The sequence below is a fragment of the Achromobacter sp. 10T422 genome (assembly GCF_056394065.1).
In genome coordinates this window covers 213,849-232,077 of sequence record NZ_JBFTHD010000009.1, presented here as the reverse complement: position 1 = coordinate 232,077, position 18,229 = coordinate 213,849, and the positions used below count along the sequence as shown (strand labels likewise).

At 66.0% G+C, this 18,229-nt stretch carries 15 protein-coding genes; 6 read left to right on the top strand and 9 right to left on the bottom strand.

The genetic code is table 11. The features are described from left to right. Positions 1-12: 12 nt before the first annotated feature. The 9 genes from prpF to AC1DB0_RS24665 form a co-directional block, all read right to left on the bottom strand. On the bottom strand, positions 13-1,197 hold the full coding sequence (prpF, locus tag AC1DB0_RS24705; protein ID WP_441371655.1) for a 2-methylaconitate cis-trans isomerase PrpF: 1,185 nt from the start codon (positions 1,195-1,197) through the stop codon (positions 13-15). 84 nt (positions 1,198-1,281) lie between these two features. After that, a complete protein-coding gene (gene acnD, locus AC1DB0_RS24700) occupies positions 1,282-3,897 on the bottom strand; it encodes a Fe/S-dependent 2-methylisocitrate dehydratase AcnD (protein ID WP_476758186.1) in 2,616 nt (871 codons plus the stop codon). Further along, positions 3,897-4,607 carry a GntR family transcriptional regulator gene (locus AC1DB0_RS24695; protein ID WP_054427576.1) on the bottom strand — a complete coding sequence of 237 codons (711 nt, stop codon included), beginning with the start codon at positions 4,605-4,607 and terminating at the stop codon, positions 3,897-3,899. Before AC1DB0_RS24695 ends, acnD begins: the two co-directional genes overlap by 1 nt. A gap of 143 nt (positions 4,608-4,750) precedes the next feature. Further along, positions 4,751-6,553 (bottom strand): NAD(P)/FAD-dependent oxidoreductase, encoded by a 1,803-nt coding sequence (locus AC1DB0_RS24690; protein WP_476758153.1) that lies wholly within the window; start codon positions 6,551-6,553, stop codon positions 4,751-4,753. Positions 6,554-6,801: 248 nt separating this feature from the next. Next, positions 6,802-8,688 carry a sigma-54-dependent Fis family transcriptional regulator gene (locus AC1DB0_RS24685; RefSeq protein ID WP_476758152.1) on the bottom strand — a complete coding sequence of 629 codons (1,887 nt, stop codon included), beginning with the start codon at positions 8,686-8,688 and terminating at the stop codon, positions 6,802-6,804. Between the two features lie 94 nt (positions 8,689-8,782). After that, positions 8,783-9,598 (bottom strand): PA3715 family protein, encoded by an 816-nt coding sequence (locus tag AC1DB0_RS24680; protein WP_476758151.1) that lies wholly within the window; start codon positions 9,596-9,598, stop codon positions 8,783-8,785. A gap of 127 nt (positions 9,599-9,725) precedes the next feature. Then, positions 9,726-10,697 (bottom strand): Bug family tripartite tricarboxylate transporter substrate binding protein, encoded by a 972-nt coding sequence (locus tag AC1DB0_RS24675; RefSeq protein ID WP_054427580.1) that lies wholly within the window; start codon positions 10,695-10,697, stop codon positions 9,726-9,728. Positions 10,698-10,745: 48 nt separating this feature from the next. Then, positions 10,746-11,543, bottom strand: coding sequence for an alpha/beta fold hydrolase (locus AC1DB0_RS24670; RefSeq protein ID WP_476758150.1), 798 nt, complete (start codon positions 11,541-11,543; stop codon positions 10,746-10,748). Beyond that, positions 11,540-12,133: an amino acid synthesis family protein gene (locus AC1DB0_RS24665; protein WP_054427582.1), complete on the bottom strand. Its 594-nt coding sequence runs from the start codon at positions 12,131-12,133 to the stop codon at positions 11,540-11,542. Before AC1DB0_RS24665 ends, AC1DB0_RS24670 begins: the two co-directional genes overlap by 4 nt. A gap of 120 nt (positions 12,134-12,253) precedes the next feature. On the opposite strand from AC1DB0_RS24665, the gene AC1DB0_RS24660 reads away from it, so the two are divergent. The 6 genes from AC1DB0_RS24660 to AC1DB0_RS24635 all read left to right on the top strand — a co-directional run bounded on the left by AC1DB0_RS24660 (position 12,254) and on the right by AC1DB0_RS24635 (position 18,180). Beyond that, the gene (locus tag AC1DB0_RS24660; protein WP_054427583.1) at positions 12,254-13,162 is read left to right on the top strand and encodes a LysR family transcriptional regulator; all 909 of its coding nucleotides are present in this window, start codon (positions 12,254-12,256) and stop codon (positions 13,160-13,162) included. Positions 13,163-13,492: 330 nt separating this feature from the next. Next, entirely contained in the window at positions 13,493-14,356 is an 864-nt protein-coding gene (locus tag AC1DB0_RS24655; RefSeq protein WP_054427584.1) for an N-acyl homoserine lactonase family protein, read from the top strand. 56 nt (positions 14,357-14,412) lie between these two features. Continuing rightward, positions 14,413-15,426: an ABC transporter ATP-binding protein gene (locus AC1DB0_RS24650; RefSeq protein WP_476758149.1), complete on the top strand. Its 1,014-nt coding sequence runs from the start codon at positions 14,413-14,415 to the stop codon at positions 15,424-15,426. Beyond that, entirely contained in the window at positions 15,423-16,136 is a 714-nt protein-coding gene (locus AC1DB0_RS24645; RefSeq protein WP_054427586.1) for an ABC transporter permease, read from the top strand. Before AC1DB0_RS24650 ends, AC1DB0_RS24645 begins: the two co-directional genes overlap by 4 nt. Next, complete coding sequence (locus AC1DB0_RS24640) at positions 16,133-17,524, top strand: GldG family protein (protein WP_476758148.1); 1,392 nt, start codon at positions 16,133-16,135, stop codon at positions 17,522-17,524. Before AC1DB0_RS24645 ends, AC1DB0_RS24640 begins: the two co-directional genes overlap by 4 nt. Further along, entirely contained in the window at positions 17,521-18,180 is a 660-nt protein-coding gene (locus AC1DB0_RS24635; RefSeq protein WP_476758147.1) for an electron transporter SenC, read from the top strand. The genes AC1DB0_RS24640 and AC1DB0_RS24635 overlap by 4 nt, the downstream gene beginning before the upstream one ends. Positions 18,181-18,229 lie beyond the last annotated feature (49 nt).

The following is an 18,229-nucleotide window of genomic DNA, read 5'->3' as shown; positions in this document are numbered from 1 at the left end:
ATCAATTCCGGCTCAGAATCCGACGTTTGGCACGTGTACCCGACCTTCCATCAACACCCGCGCGCTGCGGCTCATGATGGCTTTCGTGACCTTCCATTCGCCGTCCACCAATTGTGCTTGCGCGCCCACGCGCAGCGTGCCGGAGGGGTGGCCGAAGCACACCTGATCGCGTTCGCCGCCGCCTGCCGCCAGGTTTACCAGCGTGCCGGGAACGGCCGCGGCGGTGGCGATGGCGACCGACGCCGTGCCCATCATGGCGTGGTGCAGCTTGCCCATGGACAGCGCGCGCACCAGCACGTCGACGTCGCCTTCGCCAATGGCCTTGCCGGCGGAAGATTCATACGCCTTGGGCGGCGCCACGAACGCCACCTTGGGCGTGTGCTGGCGGGCGGCGGCTTCTTCGATGTTCTTGATCAAGCCCATGCGCAGCGCTCCGTGCGCGCGGATGGTTTCGAAGCGGGCCAGCGCCGCAGCGTCGCCGTTGATGTCGTCCTGCAATTCCGTGCCGGTGTAACCCAGCGCGGACGCGTCCAGGAAGATGGTTGGAATGCCCGAGTTGATCATCGTGGCCTTGAACGTGCCCACGCCCGGCACTTCCAGGTTGTCCACCAGATTGCCGGTGGGGAACATTGAGCCGCCGTCGCCGTCTTCGGCCGGGTCCATGAATTCCAGCTGCAATTCGGCGGCGGGGAAGGTCACGCCGTCGAGTTCGAAGTCGCCGGTTTCCTGCACCGCGCCGTCAGTCATCGGCACGTGGGCGATGATGGTCTTCTTGATGTTGGCCTGCCAGATGCGCACCACCGCGATGCCGTTGGCAGGCACGCGGGCCGGGTCGATCAAGCCGTTGGTGATGGCAAACGGGCCGACGGCGGCCGACAGGTTGCCGCAGTTGCCGCTCCAGTCCACGAACGGCTGGTCGATGGAGACCTGACCGAACAGGTAGTCCACGTCATGATCGGGCTGCGTGCTTTTGCCGACGATGACGGTCTTGCTGGTGCTGGACGTTGCCGCACCCATGCCGTCGATCTGCTTGCCGTAGGGGTCGGGGCTGCCGATCACGCGCATCAGCAGCGCGTCGCGCGCGGCGCCGGGTACGCGGGCGGATTCGGGAAGGTCGTCCAGCTTGAAGAACACGCCTTTGCTGGTGCCGCCGCGCATGTAGGTGGCGGCAATCTTGGTCTGGGGAGCATGGGCCATGGGTTGTCCTGATGTCTCGGTGCGAATGTGCGGATTCGGTGTGAAAGACCGGCGAGCGCGGGCGCCCGCCAGTCGAAGGCATACTCAGCCGGCCTGCTTGGCGCCGGTGGCGGATTCGGCTTCCAGGAAGTCTTGCGCAAAGCGTTGCAGCACGCCGCCCGCGTCGTAGATCGACACTTCTTCCGCCGTGTCCAGACGGCAGGTGACGGGCACTTGCACGGTCTCGCCGTTGCGGCGGTGGATCACCAGCGTCAGGTCTGAGCGCGGCTTGCGTTCGCCGATGACGTCATAGCTTTCGGTGCCATCCAGCGCCAGCGTCTTGCGGTTCACGCCCGGCTTGAATTCCAGCGGCAGCACGCCCATGCCGATCAGATTGGTGCGGTGGATGCGCTCAAAGCCTTCGGCCACGATGGCTTCCACGCCCGCCAGCCGCACGCCCTTGGCGGCCCAGTCGCGCGACGAGCCTTGGCCGTAGTCGGCGCCGGCCACGATGATCAGGGGCTGCTTGCGGTCCATATAGGTTTCGATGGCTTCCCACATGCGCATGACCTGGCCTTCGGGCTCCACGCGCGCCAGCGAGCCTTGCTTCACGCTGCCGTCGTCGTTGGTCACCATCTCGTTAAAGAGCTTGGGGTTGGCGAAGGTGGCGCGTTGCGCGGTCAGGTGGTCGCCGCGATGGGTCGCGTACGAGTTGAAGTCTTCTTCGGGCAGGCCCATCTTGTCCAGGTATTCGCCTGCCGCGCTATCCAGCAGGATGGCGTTGGACGGCGACAGGTGGTCGGTGGTGATGTTGTCGCCCAGCACGGCCAGCGGCAGCATGCCGCGCAACGTGCGCTCGCCGGCCAACGCGCCTTCCCAGTACGGCGGACGGCGAATGTAGGTGCTTTGCGGGCGCCAGGCGTACAGCGGGCTGACGCCGGCTTTACGGTCATCCTGAATGCCGAACATCGGCGCGTACACCTTGCGGAATTGTTCCGGCTTGACGGCGGACTTGACCACGGCGTCGATCTCTTCGTCGCTGGGCCAGATGTCTTTCATGCGGATCTCCTGGCCATTCTGGTCCAGGCCCAGCACGTCGCGTTCGATGTCAAAGCGGATGGTGCCGGCGATGGCGTAGGCCACCACCAGCGGGGGCGACGCCAGGAAGGCCTGCTTGGCGTAGGGATGGATGCGGCCGTCGAAGTTGCGGTTGCCAGACAGCACGGCGGTGGAATAGAGGTCGCGGTCGATGATCTCTTGCTGGATCTTCGGGTCCAGCGCGCCCGACATGCCGTTGCACGTGGTACAGGCAAACGCGACCACGCCAAAGCCCAGCGCTTCCAGGTCGGGCAGCAGGCCGGCTTCTTCCAGATACAGCTGCACGGCCTTGGAGCCCGGCGCAAGCGAACTCTTCACCCAGGGCTTGCGCGTCAGACCGCGGGCCTTGGCGTTGCGCGCCAACAGGCCGGCGGCAATCACGTTGCGCGGGTTGCTGGTGTTGGTGCAGCTGGTGATGGCGGCGATGATGACCGCGCCATCCGGCATCAGGCCAGGTTCGTTTTCCACCACGCCGGAAATACCGCGCGCGGCCAGATCCGACACGGGCAGGCGGCGATGCGGGTTCGACGGGCCGGCCAGCGTGCGCACGACGGTCGACAAATCAAAACGCAGCACGCGTTCGTACTCGGCGGTCTTCAAGCTGTCGGACCACAGGCCCGCCGTCTTGGCATAGGTTTCCACCAGCGCAATCTGGTCGTCTTCGCGGCCGGTCAGGCGCAGGTAGTCGATGGTCTGCTGGTCAATCGAGAACATCGCGGCGGTGGCGCCGTACTCGGGCGCCATGTTCGAAATGGTGGCGCGGTCGCCCAAGGTCAGGCTGGCGGCGCCTTCGCCGTAGAACTCCAGGTACGCGCCCACCACCTTTTCCTTACGCAGGAATTCGGTCAGCGTCAGCACCACGTCGGTGGCGGTGATGCCGGGTTGCGCGCGGCCGGTGAGTTCAACGCCGATGATGTCCGGCAGGCGCATCCACGACGCGCGGCCCAGCATCACGTTTTCTGCTTCCAGGCCGCCCACGCCGATGGCGATGACGCCCAGCGCGTCCACGTGCGGGGTGTGGCTGTCGGTGCCGACAAGCGTATCGGGGAACGCCACGCCGTCTTGCGTGTAGATGACGGGCGACATCCGCTCCAGGTTGATCTGGTGCATGATGCCGTTGCCCGGCGGCACGACTTCGATGTTGCGAAACGCCTGCTTGGTCCAGTCGATGAAGTGGAAGCGGTCTTCGTTGCGGCGGTCTTCCACCGCGCGGTTGCGGGCGAAGGCGTCGGGGTCGGTGCCGTCAAATTCCACGGCCAGCGAATGGTCCACGATCAACTGCACCGGCACCACCGGATTCACCTTGGCCGGGTCGCCACCCTTTTCGGCGATGGCGTCACGCAGGCCTGCCAGGTCCACCAGCGCGGTCTGGCCCAGGATGTCATGACAGACCACGCGCGCCGGAAACCACGGAAAGTCCAGGTCGCGGCGGCGTTCGATCAGCTGCTTCAGCGCATCGGTCAGCATGGCCGGATCGCAGCGGCGCACCAGGTTTTCAGCCAGCACGCGCGACGTATACGGCAGGCCGGCGTAAGCGCCCGGCGCAATGGCTTCGACGGCGGCGCGCGCATCGAAATAATCCAGGCGGGTGCCGGGCAGGGTCTTGCGGTACGAGTGATTCATCATGCCTCCGTGCGCTGCTGCTTGCTCTGCGCGATCTGTTGTTCGATGTTGATGCGCGACACACGGATGTGCCGCCGCATCAGGATTTCAGCCAGCTCGCCATCGCGGTCGGCAATGGCGTCAAGAATGCGGTGGTGTTCAGCGTAGGCCTGGCGCGGCCGGTTGGGCGTGGTCGAGTACTGGATGCGGTACATGCGCGCCAATTGATAGAGCTCGTCGCACAGCATGCGAAACAGCATCTGGTTGCCGCTGCCCTTGACGATGCGGTAGTGGAAATCGTAATCGCCTTCCTGCTGGTAATAGCCCAGCCCGGCTTGAAAGGCCGCGTCGCGCTCGTGCGCTTCCAGCACGCCGCGCAGTTCAGCGATTTCAGACGGCGGCATGCGTTCGGCAGCCAGCCGGCACGCCATGCCTTCCAGTGATTCGCGGATTTCGTAGAGTTCGGACAGCTCTTGCTGCGACAGCGACACGACACGCGCGCCCGCATGCGGCACGCGCACCAGCAGCTTCTGGCCTTCAAGCCGATGCAGCGCCTCGCGCAGCGGCCCGCGGCTCACGCCATGAATGCGCGCCAGCTCGGGCTCGGAAATCTTGCTGCCCGGGGCGATCTCGCCTTTGACGATGGCGGCCTGGATCTTCTTGAAGATGTGATCCGACAGCGTTTCACCATCGCCCGGCACGGTGCCCGGCAGGGTCAGCACTTTGCTCATTGTGTCAACAATCTATCCGGTTTCAGGGGTAAAAATCGGGATAAGGCGTGCTTGGACGCCAGATTGTCAACAATTTAACGTGTGAGGGCCGCCGGCGCAAGCGGCGGGGGAGGCCGCTTGCGGGGACGGACCGCCCCGGTTCGCTACCGCTTGTGGTGCACCTCCTGCATGCCGTAGACCTGCACTGGCAGCCCGACGTGCCGCGCCTTCAGTTGCAGGGACAGGTACTGCGAGTAATGCCGCGACTGATGCAGGTTGCCGCCGTGAAACCACAGCCCTTCCTGCTGCGTGGGCTTCCACATGTTGCGCTGTTCGCCTTCCCAGGGGCCGGGGTCTTTCGTGGTGTCCGAGCCCAGGCCCCAGCACTTGCCTACCTTGTCGGCCACCTCGGGGCTGATCAGGTCGGCGGCCCAGCCGTTCATTGAGCCGTAGCCAGTGGCGTAGACGACCAGGTCGGCGGGTAGCGTTACGCCGTTCTTCAACACCACGGCCTCGCGCGCCAGATGGCTGACGTCGGTGCCGGATTGCAGCTTGATGCTGCCGTCGATGATCAGGTCGCACGCGCCTACGTCGATGTAATAGCCCGACCCTCGCCGCAAGTACTTCATGAAGAGGCCGGAGCCGTCATCGCCCCAGTCCAGCATGAAGCCGGCCTTCTCCAGCTTGGCGTAGAACTCTGCGTCGCGTTCGCGCATCTGCTCGTACAGCGGAATCTGAAACTGCGCCATGATCTTGTACGGCAGCGACGCAAAGGTCAGGTCCGCCTTGCGCGTGGTCATGCCGTTGGCCAGCGCCTGTTCGGAATACAGCCCGCCCAGCCCGATGTCCATTAGCGAATCCGACCGCACGATATGCGTGGATGAACGCTGCACCATGGTGACGTTGGCGCCGCCTTCCCACAGCGCGGCGCAGATATCGTGCGCTGAATTGTTGGCGCCGATTACCACCACGTTCTTGCCGCGATACGCATCGGGGCCGGGGTGCTGCGACGAATGCTGCTGTTCTCCCTGGAACTCGTCCTGCCCGGGAAAGCGCGGAATGTTCGGCTTGCCCGACATGCCGGTGGCCAGCACCAGCTGCTTGGGACGCAACACCACGGGCTTGCCCTCGCGCAGCACCGTGACTTCCCATTCCTGTTTCGCCTCGTCGTAGCGCGCCGACTCGCAGACGCTGGACGTCCAGTAGTTCAGCTCCATCACCTTGGTGTACATCTCGAGCCAGTCGCCGACTTTGTCCTTGGGCGCGAACACGGGCCAGTTTTCGGGGAAGGGAATGTAGGGCAGGTGGTCGTACCAGACCGGGTCGTGCAGGCACAGCGACTTGTAGCGCTTGCGCCAGCTGTCGCCCGCGCGTTCGTTCTTTTCGATGATGATGGTGGGCACATCCAGCTGGCGCAGCCGCGCGCCCAGCGCAATACCGCCTTGCCCGCCGCCGATGATCAGCACATAGGGCTGGGTCTGGTAGCCAAGTTCAGCGGCTTCCTGCTCGCGCTTTTCCAGCCAGGTCTGGCGTTCGCGGCTGCTGCCGTGTTCGGCGCCCTTGGGGCGGCGTGTGCCGCTGGGTTCTTCATGCCCCTTGAGTTCAGACATGGTGGTGAGCAGCGTCCAGATCTTGCCGTCTTTCAGGCGGATATGGCCGTAGCCACGCGCCAGGTTCGTGTCGATATGCAGCCAGGCTTGCAACAGGCCCTCGTCGTCGGACACGGCCTCGCGTTCGTCGCGGGTGAAGCGCACCGGCTCCACTTGCGACAGCTGTTGCGTCAGCATTTCGCGGATCTGGTCGCGGCCTTCCAGTGTGCGCAGGTTCCAGCTGAAAAGCACCAGGTCGCGCCAATAGCATTCGTCCTGGAACAGGTCGGCAACCGCATCAATCTCCTTGTTGCCCAATGCCGTGTTCAAGCGGGCGAGCACCGCGTCCAGGGCGGCATCGGCGGGGTCTGTCTGCATGTCTTGTCTCCTTGCCCGGGGCGGGCGGTGTGGTCATGGCGGATGGGTCCGTCCATTGACGCTCCGGCCTGTGCCGGCCGGTGGGCGTCAAGACTGCACATGCAAATGCCGTGCCAGGTGTGAAAGACTGCCGGGCACCCGTGGCGGCGGGGCGCACGCGATGCGGCAGTGAGGCGTACTGTTGCAACACGCCTCACCTGTTGCAACACGGTGTGGCGCTTTGCGCCGACTTTGCGCCTGGTTTTCGCCTAACGCGTCAGCCCATAGCGCCGCATCTGGCGGTGGACAGTGGAGCGGTCCACGCCCAACTGCCGCGCCGCTTCCGACACGTTGCCGCCACAACGGGCCAACGTGGACCGCAGCGCAGCTTCTTCCGCACTGACCGCCACGCCCGCAGGCGCAAACGTGTCCGGCAGATCTTGCGGAGTGATGACGCCGTCTTCGCACAAGGCGGCGGCCACCGCGATGACGTTGGCCAGTTCGCGGATGTTGCCCGGCCACGCATGCGCCTTCAGCGCCAACAGCGCGGCGGACGACAGCACGGGCGCGCCGGATTCGTCTTGATGGCGCGCCAGCATCCGGGCGATCAGCCAGTCCAGGTCTTGGCGCTCGCGCAGGGGCGGCACAGTCAGCGTGGCGGCGTTGATGCGGTAATACAGGTCTTCGCGAAACCGTCCCTGGCGCACCTGTTCGCCCAGGTCGCGATGCGAGGCCGATACCAGCGACAGGCGCACCGCGCGCGGGGCGTTGGCGCCGATGGGCGTGACTTCGGCTTCGGCCAACACACGCAGCAAGCGGCTTTGCAACGTCAGCGGCATGTCGCCGATTTCGTCCAGGAACAAGGTGCCGCCGTCAGACGCTTCGATCAGGCCCTTGCGGCCTTTGGGGGCGGCGCCGGTATACGCACCGGGCAGATAACCGAACAGTTCGCTTTCGATCAGGGATTCGGGAATGGCCGCGCAGTTCACGGCAACAAAGCTGCCCGGCCGGCGGCTGTCGTCGTGAATGGCGCGGGCCAGGTATTCCTTGCCCACGCCCGTCTCGCCTTGCAGCAGAATGGGCAGGCCTTGGCGCGCGAGTTTGGCGGCGCGCACTTGCAGCGCCGCCATCTTGGCGTCGCCGCCGTCCAGCCCGCGTAGCGCGGACGGCGTGGCGCGCACGGCGACCGTGGCGCCGCGCGGGTGGCGGTTGGGTTCAATGGCGTGGGCGAACAACGCATTGCCGTCGCGGGCAACAATCAGGCGGTCTTGCGGCGCGTGGCCGCGCGTGTAGTGCGGCAGGTCGTCCAGCTGCACATCAAAGAAGCGGGTCACGGGCTGGCCGATCAGGCCGGAAGGGCTGCGCCAATCCAGCCCGGCGGCGTGCGCCAGCAGCTTGGCGCCGGAATGAGTCATGCCCAGGATGCGGCCAGACCCGTCCAGCGAGATCGCCGCCTCCGGGTCCACGTCCAGAAATTCGGGCGACCGCGCAAAACGCAGCACCCATTCATTGCGCGTGCGCGCCATCAGGTTGGCCAGTTCGATGCGGCGCGTGGTGCTGTTGACCAAATGCAGCGCCAGGTTCTGGCTGGTCTTCAGGCTGGGCGAGCTGAGCAGCGAAATATCCAGCACGGCGGCCAGTTCGCCATTGGCGTTGTAGATGGGGGCGGCGGTGCAGGACAGCGGCGTGTGCGTGTTGTCGAAGTGATCGGTCTGGTGAATGGTCAGCGCTTCACCGGTTTCCAGGCAAGCGCCTACGGCGCAGGTGCCGGCGCGCGGCTCGGACCATTCAGACCCCAGGTACAGGCCGGCCTTGCGCAGCTTGTCGGTCTGCAACGGGTCGCCCAGGAATTCCACGGTGACGCCCTGGCGGTCGGCCAGCAGCAACACATAGTTCTGGCCCGCCACCTGCTTGAACAGATGGTCCAGCCCGGTGCGTGCAATGTTGATCAGCGCTTCGGATTGTTGGCGGTGCTCGCGCAGCCGGCCGTCAGGCACGATGTAGGCTTCGCAAGCCTGGGCGGGGTCGAGCTGGTATTGATCCAGGCAGCGCAGCCAGCTGCGCACCACATGCGCGTCGCGCTGCGTCGGGCGGCCGCGGCCTACCTGTTCGATCTCTCGGATATGGGCGGAATGCAGGGATTCCTGACTAGGCATGTCGTCTCCATGTTGCGCCCGATCTGCGCCGGATCAACAAGGCAGCATGCCCAGAGACGGACCCGCTTGTAAATGGTGGTTATCCAGCGGGTGCCTATCCAGCGGTGTCGCTGTCCATGGACCGCAACGCCTTGGGAATTCGATAACGCTTGCCGTCAAAGCGCAGCGTGTGGCGCGTCTTGCCCTGGCTGACGGTTTTTTCAGAACAGCCGCCGTCTTGCTGCACCGCCGCGCGGCTGGCGGAGTGCGAGTCGGTGGCCACCATGTCGCGGTAGCCCTTGGTTTGCGCCGATCCCATGGCCAGGCTCACCGCGCTTTCTCTAAATTCGCCCGCGCAGGTGGTGTCCCATTCGCCGGAGGAACGCTGGACGCTCAGGCCGTCGAGCACCAGGCGCAATTCGTTGTCTTCCACGGTGAAGAGCCGCAAGCTGGTTTCGTCAAAAGGGTTGGCGCGGGAAGCGCCTTGGCGTTCGATGCGGATACCGAAGGCGCGGCGGTCAGCGGTGACGTCGTAGCGCGCCGTATCGAACGACAGGCCGTCGATGCGCACGGCGTCATCCGACATCAGATCCACCAGCGTGCGGCGCTGCCGCACTTGCAGCGTCTGGCGGTCCAGCACCAGCACTTCCAGGTCGCCCTCGTGGCCGTTTTCGGGGTCGGGCGTGTCCTGCATCAACGGCACCGCCACCAGCAGCAAGTCCGGGTTGGCCGGCCAGGCCTTGCAGGCCACCGCGAAGGGCGCGCCCACGTCCGCGTCAGAAATCGTCACGATGGCGTGGCCTTGCTTCAAACGGATGCGGCCTTCGTGGTCGGGCTTATCTTGGTTTTGATAGACGGTGCGCACGATGTCGGCCGCCTGGGGGCAGGGGCCGCCTGCGGCTTGCGCCATGCCGGTCAACAGGGCGGACAAGGTCAGGGCGCCGGTCAAGCAGGAAAGGGGGCGGGGCATCGTGGGCGGGCAGGGACGAAGAAGACCGAATTCTAATCACGCGGCCTGCCGGCGTAACCCCCGTTTCGCTACGGGCCGCTACAGATCGCTACAAGTCCACCCGCACCTTGCCCGCCTGTACCAGCCCGGCCACGTCGCGGATTTCGGACAGCAACGCCTGTTGCAACTGCGCGGGCGTGCCGCCGGTGGGCTGGAACCCTTGTTCGGCCAGCTTGGCGTGGACGGCGTCGGTTTGCAGCGCGCGGTTGATGCCTTGGTTCAGTGCGGCAATCGTCGCGTCCGGCGTGCCCGCCGCGCAATACGTGCCGAATTGGATCTGCGCATCGAAGCCGGCGTAACCACTTTCGGCGACGGTGGGAATGTCCGGGTATTTCGTCAGGCGTTCGCGGCTGGTCACGGCCAGCACGCGCAGCCGGCCGCTTTTCAGATACGGTTCGACGGCGGCAACGGTGGCCACCACCAGTTGAATCTGGCCGCCCAGCAGGTCCGTCATCATGGGACCGGTACCGCGATACGGCACATGCAGCATGTCGATGCCGCAGGCGGCTTGCAGCAGCTCGGTCGCCAGATGCTGCGGCGTGGCGTTGCCGGGCGAACCAAAGGTCAGCCCTTTGGGCTCGCGCTTGGCCTGGGCGACCAGTTCGGCCAGCGTCTTGGCTGGCAGCTCGCTGTTCACGGCCACCATATACGGCGAACGCGCAATCGGGCAGACGGGCGCCAGCTGCTTCAACACCTCTTCTGGCGGACGCGCGTAGTAGCGCACCGATGGCACCAGCCCCGCGAACAACAGCACGCTGCCGTCCTTGGCGCCGTTGGCGGTGTAGTCGGCGCCCAGCATGCCGCTGGCGCCGGGTTTGTTTTCCACGACCACGGAGCGGTCCAGCGCGCTTTCCAACGTGGCGGCGATGACGCGGCCCAGCACGTCGGTGCCGCCACCGGGCGGGAAGGGCACGATCACGCGCAACGGCGCGTCGCGTGCGGCGGCGTAGCGGCTTAGCGATAAGGCCAGGGGCGCCGCCGCGGCCAGGGCCAGGTGCTTCAAAACAGTTCTGCGATGCATGCGGTTGTCTCCATCTCCGCCCGTCGGGGCGTGTGCCGATCGTCTCTATCAGGCGGACGATTCAGCGGTGGCCGGCTGCCGGGCCGGCAATAAAAAAGCGTGCAGCGCTGCGGCGACGACGGTGGGGTCCTCTACCGGCAGCATATGCCGTTGGCCATCGATGACGCGCGCGCGGCTGTCGGGCAGCGCCCGCGCCAGGCCGCGCGTCATGCGCGGGGTGGACCCGACGTCGTGCTCACCCGTCATCGCGAGCGTGGGGCAGGCAATGTCGGGCGCGGCGTGCGCCAGGATCTGATCGCCTTCGGCGAACAAGCGGTAGGCGGCCAGGAAATTGGCGCGGTCGTTCTGCACCAGCCGTTGGCCGATGGCGGCCACCCGCTCGGGCCGCGCCGCCTGGAACGCGGGCGTGAACCAGCGCTGCAACGACACCGCGGCAGCGGCTTGCACATCCTGCGTGGCGGCGGCGTCCAGGCGCGCCATCACCGCTTGCAACTCTTCCGGTGTGCGCTGGAACACCGTGCTCAGCAGCACCAGCCGCTTCACGCGCTGCGGCCGGGCGGCGGCATAGGCGCCCGCAATCAGGCCGCCCATGGAATAGCCCAGCACGTTGGCGTGCTTCCAGCCCGCCTGATCCAGCTCTGCATCCAGCTGGGTGATGAAGTCCTGGATGTCGGCCGTGCCAGTGATGCCGGGCGCAGATCCGTGCCCAAGCAGGTCATAGCGCAGCACGTCGAAGTCGGCTTCGAGCCGTGGCGCCAGATCATCCCAGAGCGTGTGGTCCAGCCCCACGCCGTGCAGCAGCACTAATGGCGCGCCGCGGCCGGAACGGCGACGGGGCGCGCTCATTTCGATTGCGCCTCTTGCGCCAGTTCCTGCAAGTCGGAATAGCGGTTGCCAATGCGGTGATGCGGCCGGCCAGAGGTGGCGGCGCCCAGCGCGATGACGATTTCGTCCGGAGCCGGCGCGTCGGCAATGTTGGTCTGCACGGTCAGGTAGTGCGAGCGCAGGCCTTCGTCCTGCTTGTGCATCAGCGGCACCGTAATCACGCAGCCAGGGCCGCCGCGCATGTTGGTGAAGCTGAGGTAGCTGGTGCCGCCCACGGCATTGCGATACGCATTGCCAAAGCGCAGCGTGTGGATCAGCGCGGACGCGTGTTCGACTTCGCCCGCCGTACCCACCACTGCGGCCTTGCCATAGGCTTCGATCTGATCGGCCGACCCTGCCTGCCGCAAGATCTCTTCCACCAGCAGCTCGCCCAGCGGCGGGGCGTTTTCCAGAATCTGCGGGCGCAGGTCTTCTTGGAAGGGCAGGCCGGCCCACGGGTTACGAATCACGGCGGCGGCCACGATCATGATCAGCGGGCGTTCAGCCGCCTTGCCGCCTTCGATAAGGGTCTTCTCGACATAACTGACAATCTTGCGGACTTGCAAAGCCATTCCATTGCTCCCGTACATGTGGATAACGATGGAGCCATTGTTGAAGCGGTGGCCGAATTTTGACAATCCAAATTAACGTAAGTTAATTTCGGAAAACCTGAATTCAACCTTGGCCGCGTCATGCCTGCTCCGCTGAAGATCCAACACCTGCGCCAGTTTCTGCTGGCGGCCGACCATGGCAGTTTCCGGCTGGCGGCCGAAGGCACGCACCGGTCGCAAGCGGCGGTGTCCGCCGCCATGCAAGACCTGGAACAACAACTGGGCGCGCCGCTCTTCGAAGCGGGCAAGCGCGCGCAGCTGACGCCGCTGGGGCAAGCCGTGGCGCCCTTGTTTCGTGAGCTGCTGTCCACGCACGACCGCGTGCTGGATGCGGCGCGCCAATTGGGCATGGGCAACACGGGCCCGGTGTCGCTGGCGGTGATGCCGTCGCTGGCGGATGAGTGGTTGCCGAAGCTGCTGGAGCGGTACGCCCGCAATCATCCAGACATCCGAATCCGGGCGGTGGATGAGTCGTCGCAGGATGTGCATCGCTTGGTGCTGAATGGCGAGGTGCAAGTTGGCGTGGCGGGCCAGGTGCCGCGCACGGCCGAGGTTGCGTTCACGCCGGTGGCGCGCGATGCGTTCGGGCTGGTCTGCCGCAAGGGGCATGCGCTGGCGCGCCGGCGCGGGCCGGTGCCGTGGTCGGCGCTGGAAGACGAACGGCTGATCGGCAACGCCACCTTCGACACACTGAAGAACCGGCAGCTAGGCCGCGGCATTGATGACCCCGCCATGATCGTGTCCAACCGCGCCTCGCTGCTGGCCAGCGTGGTGAGCGGCCTGGGCGTGACGGTGCTGCCGGTGCTGGCGCGCCCTTCAGTGGGGTCCGGCCTGGCGTTCGTGCCATTGGCCGAACCCACGGTGGAACGCATTGTCGGCGTGCTGACCCGCAAGGAAGAAACGCTGCTGCCGTCGGTGGCCGCCATGCACGCGCTGGCGTTGCGGTCACTGGCGCAGTTCACGCGGCGCAAGGGTGCAGACCTGGTGTGAATGCGCTTACCGCTAAGGGTTCCTACTGTTAAGGGTTCCGACTCCTAAGAGTTCCGACGGCTAAGGGTTCCGGCTTCTAAGGGTTCCTACCCGTTCACGGGCCGCGAAGCCCAGCTTAATAAAACCTTAATTGGCAGCCCCTCGGCGCTGCGTCAGAGTGCGCTTCAGAGAAAACGGCCGTCAGATGCCGTCTCGGCCAGTGAGTCCACCGGCCGCGCAGTCAGCCCCGCACAGCAGACCCTATCGAAAGAAACCCGGGACACACCGGGTGGCTTGCTATCGGCCGTCGCCCTCGGGTGGCGGCTCCCCCGTTGGTCCGAGGAGACAACAATGAGCAAGAGCTGGAAGACGTTTGCAGGTGCGGTGGGCGTATCCGTGTTGATGGCGGCCGGGGCGCAAGCCGCTGACCCGCCGCCCGACATCAAGCTGATGCAGTTATCGGTTGGCAAGATCGAACTGGACAAGGGCTTCATGACCGCCATGGTGGACGTGGGCACGAAGATCAAGATTCCGGTGCCGGCGTATGTGATCCAGCATCCGCGCGGGCTGGTGCTGTTCGACACCGGCATGAACCAGGCCACGGCCGATGGCAACTGCGCCAATTATTGGGGCCAGGGCCTGTGCGGCGCGTTCAACTCCATTCAGGGCCGCGACGAAGTGGTCGACCGCCAGTTGAAGGCCGCGGGCTTTGACGTCAGCGACGTGAAGTACGTCGTGTACTCGCACTTCCATCTGGACCACGCCGGCAACATCAAGATGTTCCCCAAGGCCAAGCACGTTGTTCAAAAGGCTGAGCTTCGCGCCGCCTGGTGGCCCGAAAAATTCCAGCGCGCCGCCTATGTCATGAAAGACTTCGACACCACGCGCGACTACGACTTCATCCAGGTCGAAGGCGACTTCGACCTGTTTGGCGACGGCACCATTGTGCTGCTGGACACCAAGGGCCACACGCAGGGGCACCAGTCTTTGCAGGTGAAGCTGAAGAACACCGGCACGGTGCTGCTGGCGGCCGACGCCATCTATACCGGCGAGAACGAGGCGGGCGTGATTCCGGGCATCACCTGGAATACGGCGGCGTCGATGCTGGCGATTGACCGGCTCAAGCAGATCCGCGATGCGCGCCAGGGCCAGCTTTGGTATAGCCATGATGCGGAGCAGCATGCGCAGAACGCCAAGACGAAAGTCTTCGACTGACGCCGGCCACCGCTGACCCACGCCACCCCCCCCGCAACCTCGACCCAAGGCGCCACATGCAGCCAGCTGTTGTTTTGCACGAGGTCTGCAAGTCGTTCGGACCGCGGCAGGTCCTGCATTCCCTGAGCCTGTCCGTCAGGCCCGGGGAAATTGTGGGCCTGCTTGGGCCGAACGGCAGCGGCAAGACGACGACCCTGCGCCTGATGGCCGGGTTCTACACGCCTGATAGCGGCCGCATCACGATCCGGGGGCGCGAGCCGGCCCCTGGCCGTGGCAATGCCGACATCGGCTATCTGCCGGAACGCGCGCCGCTGTATGACGCGCTGACGGTGACGCAGTACCTGGAGTTCGGCGCGGGCGTGAAGGTGGCGGGCGGGGCGCGTGCGCGCCGCCAGGCCATCGAGCGCGCGATCGACGGCTTCGATCTGCAAGGCGTGGCGGGTTCCGCCATCGGCCGCTTGTCCAAAGGCCAGCGCCAGCGCGTGGGGCTGGCGCAAGCCGTGTTGAATGATCCGCCCGTGCTGCTGCTGGACGAGGCCACCAACGGCCTGGACCCGGTGCAGATTGTGGAGGCGCGCGCGATGATCCGGCGTTGCGCCGAAGGGCGCGCCGTGGTGTTCAGCAGCCACCTGATGCAAGAGGTGGAAGCGCTGTGCACGCGCATCGCCATCCTGCGCCAAGGCCGGCTGGTGGAAGACACCGCGCTGGGCCAGGCGCAGGCCGCCCTGCAATTGCAGCTGGCGCTGCCGCTTGCGCGCCACGCGGCGTTGCAGGCGGCGTTGTCGGCCTGCCCGGGCGTGCGTGGCGTGGACGCCATCGAAGGTGACGGCGGGGTGAGCAAGTGGCGGATCAGTTGGGAGACGGCTCGTGGCGCAACCGGCGCCGCTTCCGGCGCCGCTTCCACGACCGCTTCCGACACCGCAGCCAGCCACGCCACCTGCGACGCCGTGCTGCGCATCGTGCTCGCGCATGCCGAAGTGCGCGCCGTGCTGTCGCTACACGACGCCGTCGAAACCCGGCTGCTGGCGGCCCTGGCGCCCAACGATCCCTTGGTGCGGAGGCGGGCATGAAAGGCTTTGCCGCGTTGTACCGGAAAGAACTGCGCACCGACTTCGGCTCGCCCGTGGCGCTGGTGGTGGTGGCCGTGTTCTGGGCGTTGTCTGGGTACCTGTTCAGCTTCAACCTGTTCTTCGTCAGCACCGGCCAGATGGTGACGGCGTTTCACAACATGACGATCCTGCTGATTCTGGTGATGCCGCTGGTCAGCATGCGCGCGTTCGCGGAAGAGGCGCGACAAGGCACGCTGGAATTGCTGCTGACCTTGCCGTTGTCCGACGCCACGCTGGTGGCCGCCAAGTACGCGGCCGGCTTGACGATGCTGGCCCTGATGCTGGCGGGCACGACCGCCGCCGTGTTGCCGCTGGCCTGGTACGGCCAGCCCGATTACGGCCCCATCGTGGGCGGCTACATCGGCGTGTTCCTGTACGGCGCGTTGTTCCTGGCGATTGGCATTGCCGTGTCCAGCGCCTGCACCAATCAGATTGTCGCGGCCAGCGCTACCTGGGGCATTCTGGTGCTGCTGTGGTTCATCGACTATCCGGCGGCGCTGGATGCGTTTCCCGCGTTGTCGCCGTTCTTTCAAGCGCTGTCGTTGTCGGCGCAACATGTGGATTTCATCCGTGGCGTGCTGCCCGGCCCGGCCACGGTCACGCTGGCTAGCGTGGCGGTGCTGGCGCTGATGATCGCCGCCGTCAACCTGAAGCGCTGGAGGCTGCGATGAGCGCGCATTCCTCTTCACGCGTGCGCCGCGCGGGCAAGCGGTTGCTGCTGTGGCTGCCGGTGCTGGCGGTTGCCGCGTTGTTGCTGGCGCTGAACCTGTGGACATCTCGCCATCTGGGCCGCGTGGACCTGACGGCGCAGCGGCTCTACAGCCTGGCGCCGGAAAGTGTCGAGGTGGCGCGGCAGATCAAGCAGCCGGTGAACGTGACGTGGTTCTACGACCTGCGCAACAAAAGCATGGTCGACGCGCTGGAGCTGCTGCGCCAGTACGAACACGCCAACCCGCTGATTCGCGTGCGGGGCGTGGACCCGGCCTTGCGTCCGGCCGAGGCGCGCGAAGCCGGCATCCAGTTTGCGGGCAGCGCGGTGCTGGCCTCGGATGATCGCAAGATGACGATCAACGGCGGCACCGAAACCGACTTCACCAATGCGCTGATCCGCATCAGCCAGCGCGGCGCGCAAACGGTCTGCTTCACGCAAGGCCATCGCGAAGCCATGCTCAACAGCCTGACGTCGCTGGACGATCTGGAAGACCATGGCGACGACGAAAACCTGGTCGCGCGCGTGGAGGTTCACGAGCAGCACGGCATGGCGATGGCGCGCAACGCCTTGCAGACCCTGGGCTTCAGCACGCGCGGCGTCAACGCAGGCAATTTGGCGCAGGCCTTGCCGAGTTGCTCGGTGGTCGTGGCGGCCGGGCCGCGCACGCCCTTTGGTGATGACGATGCGCAGGCGTTGCGCCGGTGGACCAATGACGGCGGCAAGACCTTGTTGCTGCTGGAGCCGGACACGCGTCATGGGCTGGACGCGTTACTGGGCGACTTTGGCATCGCACGCCCGGCGGGGTCGCTGGCAGATCCGGGCAGCCACTTTCGCAACGACCCGGGCAGCCCGGCCGTCAGCGACTACACCCGTCACAAGATGACGCGTGGCTTGCCGCTAAGTTTCTTTCCCGGTGCGGCAGGGCTGGAACCCGCGGGCGATGGCTTGCCGCCGGGCGTCGTCGTGACGCCTTTGGCGCAGACGTCCAGCCAGGCGCATCTGCCGGGCCAGCCGCCGTCGCGCTACACCCTGATGGCGCTGGCGACGCGTAACGCGCAGGCGGCCAGCAGTGACGGATCGGCGCGGCCCACGCTCTTGGTGGCGGGCGATAGCGACTTCGCCACCAACCGCCATTTCGCCACGCTGGGCAATGGCGCGCTGTTCACCAGCGCGGTGACGCTGCTGGCGGGCGAAGATGCCCTGCTGACGATCCGGCCCCGTCATTACGAAAACCGCCGCGTCGAACTTACGAACAATCAGATGCGCACCGTCTTCTGGACCAGCACGGTTGCCTTGCCGCTGCTGGCGTTGTTCACGGGATTGCTGCTGTGGTGGAGGCGGCGGTGAACGCGACGAAGACGGCTGCCACGTCGACAGCGGCGACAGCGGCGACTACGGCGACTACGGCGACCGCGGCGACCTCGGCGACTGCCGCCACATCTACCGGGACGACGCCCGCCGCACGCCTTCCCGCACGCCTCGTCTGGCCGCTGTTGCTTGCGGCCGGCGTCGCGCTGTCGGCGTGGCAATGGCGCGAAGCCACGGAGTCGCCCGCCGCGCATGGCGGCCATTCCCATCTGCATGACGACACCGGCAAGCCCGCGCGCCTGTATGCGTGGAACGCGGATCAGGCCGCGCGCATCACCTTGTCCACACCCGCATCCACGCTGACCCTGACGCGAGGGGCAAGCGGATGGGCCGCCACGCCCGCGCACACCGGCAGAGCCTTTGACGCCGCCGACTTCGTCTCGCTGTTTTCCCAAGCGCGCAGCGACCGCATCCTGAGCCCGCATCCCGGCGAATCCTACGGCCTGGACCCGGCCGCATTGCACATCGCCATCGACGACGCCCAGGGCGTTGCGCTGGCCCGAATGGCAGTCGGCGCGATGGCGCCAGATGGACTAGGCCGTTATGTGCAATTGCCTGGCGAAGCGCAGGTCCGCATCATCCCTGACTACCAGACGCGTGCGCCGCTGGCTGCAGTGATTCAGGTAAACCCGTAGTCGCGGGTTGTGATTCAAGACGACTCTATCGCTTGTGAAACCCGGCTTG